Origin of the sequence: Frankia sp. AiPs1 (genome assembly GCF_023716945.1) — a bacterium.
In the GTDB taxonomy this organism is placed as follows: domain Bacteria; phylum Actinomycetota; class Actinomycetes; order Frankiales; family Frankiaceae; genus Frankia.
In genome coordinates, this window is the sequence record NZ_JAMQQF010000718.1 from 1 (window position 1) to 2,538 (window position 2,538).

3 protein-coding genes are annotated in these 2,538 nt (G+C 73.0%); 1 reads left to right on the forward strand and 2 read right to left on the reverse strand.

Annotated elements, in window-relative coordinates; genetic code table 11:
• Window positions 1–215, reverse strand: a 215-nt coding sequence (locus ND748_RS29880) for a hypothetical protein (protein WP_251749546.1), incomplete at its 3' end; no start/stop codon positions are given.
• 767 nt (window positions 216–982) lie between these two features.
• Between ND748_RS29880 and ND748_RS29885 the strand changes: the two genes are divergently transcribed.
• Window positions 983–1,600: a hypothetical protein gene (locus ND748_RS29885; RefSeq protein WP_251749548.1), complete on the forward strand. Its 618-nt coding sequence runs from the start codon at window positions 983–985 to the stop codon at window positions 1,598–1,600.
• Window positions 1,601–1,620: 20 nt separating this feature from the next.
• On the opposite strand, the gene ND748_RS29890 is transcribed toward ND748_RS29885, so the two are convergent.
• Window positions 1,621–2,460, reverse strand: coding sequence for an ABC transporter permease (locus ND748_RS29890; protein ID WP_251749550.1), 840 nt, complete (start codon window positions 2,458–2,460; stop codon window positions 1,621–1,623).
• Between the last annotated feature and the right edge of the window lie 78 nt (window positions 2,461–2,538).

Sequence of the window (2,538 nt, forward strand, 5' to 3'; positions counted from 1 at the left end):
GCCGTCGGGTGAATGTGTCGTGACCCAGACCTCGCTTGGGTCGCCGCGCCCGGGCGGCCCGGGCTACCCGCCGCCGCCGTCGTGGTCACGCTCGGCGCTGCGCCACTTTCGAGCTCGGCCGCCTGCTCCTCCAGCCGGTCGGCGAGGGCCAGCGCCGCTCCCAGCGAGGACTGAATACCGGCCACGAGCGTGCGCGCCCGCCGGGTACCCGACATCGTCGACCTCCCCACACCATCTCCGCACCACACCAGGACCTCGGCACCACACCAGGATCTCGGCACCACACCGGGACCTCGGCATCGCACCAGCGCCTCGGGCTCGCACCGGGCGACCGCCGCCGCGTCGGGCATCCGGCGGCGCAATTCCCCCGACGACCATGACACGTCCGAGGGAGCAAACATCCCAGAACCCGCCGACCGGCCGAACCGGCGGGCCCCCGGGGGGCCACACTCGCGGCGTCGTCACCGATCGGCACCGGATGCTGACCACCGCCACGCTAACGACTCACCCGGCGCAGACGTGGCCGTTCGGACCCGGATCACACCCGTCGCCACCGCACGGACGACACCGGGACCACCCCCGCCGGCCAGCGCGGAACCGGCCGGCCTGGGGTCCGCCCGCCGCGCCGTGTGGGCCACCCGACACCGCGGCGGGGCGTCGAACTGGTTTCGACGATCCATGACCATGACGGGGCCGTCCGATCCCATGACGGGTGGAGGCCGTGACCGGTCGAGGCCGTGACCGGTCGAGGCCGTGACGGGTGGAGGCCAGGACGGGGCGGCGCCCACGGCGGGGTGGCGCCCACGGCGGGGTGGAAGGTGCGATGTTCGAGGCGATCCGGCAGGCAGTGCACGACCGGGACCGATATCCGGCCTCGGGCGCGTGTTCAATGGCCGGGCGAGGGCAACGTCCCCGGCGGGTCGTCGACGAGCCGGCAGGTGGGGGCGCGCAGCGTCGATGGCCAGGCGGGAAGGGGATCCAGGTGACGGACGCGGCTGAAACGGCGGGTATCGCCGGCACGGCCGACCGGACCGGCGGCGCGGCGGGCGGCTCACCGCCCGGCGGTTCGGCCGAATCCGCCGTGGTGAGTGCCGGCGGCCGGGGGGAGCCGATGGTGCCGGAGCAGCGGCCGCTCGCGGTCATCGACGTGGACGGGGTGGTTGCCGATGTCCGTCACCGGCTGCGGTTCCTGCGGGCCAGACCCGGCGACTGGGAGGCGTTCTTCGCCGCGGCGCCGGCGGACCCGCCGCTGACCGAGGGGGTGGAGCTGGTCCACCGGCTCGCCCGCGACCACGAGGTGGTGTGGCTGACCGGCCGGCCGGAACGGTCTCGGGCGGCGACCTGGCGCTGGCTGGGCGAGCAGGGCCTGCCCCTGGGGGAGCTACGGATGCGCCCCGACGACGACCGCCGCCCGGCCCGCGTGTTCAAGCGCGCTGAGCTGCGCCAGCTCGGCACACGACGGCAGGTCGCCGTCGTGGTCGACGACGACCCCGCGGTGGTGGACCTGCTGCGCGCCGACGGCTGGCCGGTGCTGCGGGCCGAGTGGCTTGCCTACGAGTCCACCCTGGGCAACGCCCAGGAGTCCGAGGGCCGTACCTGAATCACGGGGGCTGGCCCGGCTCAGCTCGACACCGATCTGCGGTAGATCCCGACGGCAAGCGGCGCGAACACCGCCAGCAGGCCCAGGCACCAGGCGAGGGACTGCAGCAACGACGAGGAGACCGGGCCGCCGAGGAACAACGACCGGACGGCGTCGATGGTCACCGACACCGGTTGGTGCCGGGCGAACACCTGCAACCAGCCCGGCATCGTCGCGACCGGAGCGAACGCGGAACTCGCGAAAACCAGCGGAAAGATCCAGACGAACCCTCCTGACTGGGCCGCCTCGGCGCTGCGCACCGACAGGCCGATCACCGCGGACAGCCAGCAGAACGCGTAGGAGAACAGCAGGATCAGCCCGAACCCGGCGAGCACGGCGAGCACGGTCGTGTCGCCGAATCGGAACCCGACCGCCAGCCCGACCACCAGCATGATCACGATGATGAAGGCGTTACGCAGCAGGTCTGACAGGGTCCGGCCGGTGAGCAGCGCCGAGCGGGTCATCGGCAGCGACCGGAACCGATCCATCAGGCCGCGCTGGCGGTCCTCCGCCAGGCCGAGCCCGGTGACCATCGCACCGAAGATCACCGTCTGCGTGAACACACCGGGCATCAGGTAGTCGACGTAGTCCAGCCCACCGCCGACGTTGATCGCGCCGCCGAAGACGTAGGTGAACAGCAACACGAACATGACGGGCTGGATCGTCGCGAAGATGGTCAGCTCCGGGATGCGCCAGGTCTGGATGAGGTTGCGCCGCGCCATGACCCAGGCGTCGATGACCGCCCACGCCAGCCGCCCGCGGCGCACGGGCACCAGCTCGACCGTCCCCGCTCGCGGGGCGCCGGTGGCCAGAATGGTCATGGGGTCGCCACCGTCCGCTCGTCTCGATCGTCGCCGCCACTGCCGGCGCCGTCCCGCGCGGCCGGAACGGCGGAGTCG

Excerpts from the sequence above, each read along its gene's own strand:
- ND748_RS29890 (WP_251749550.1), bottom strand. The coding sequence starts at position 2,460 with ATGACCATTCTGGCCACCGGCGCCCCGCGAGCGGGGACGGTCGAGCTG.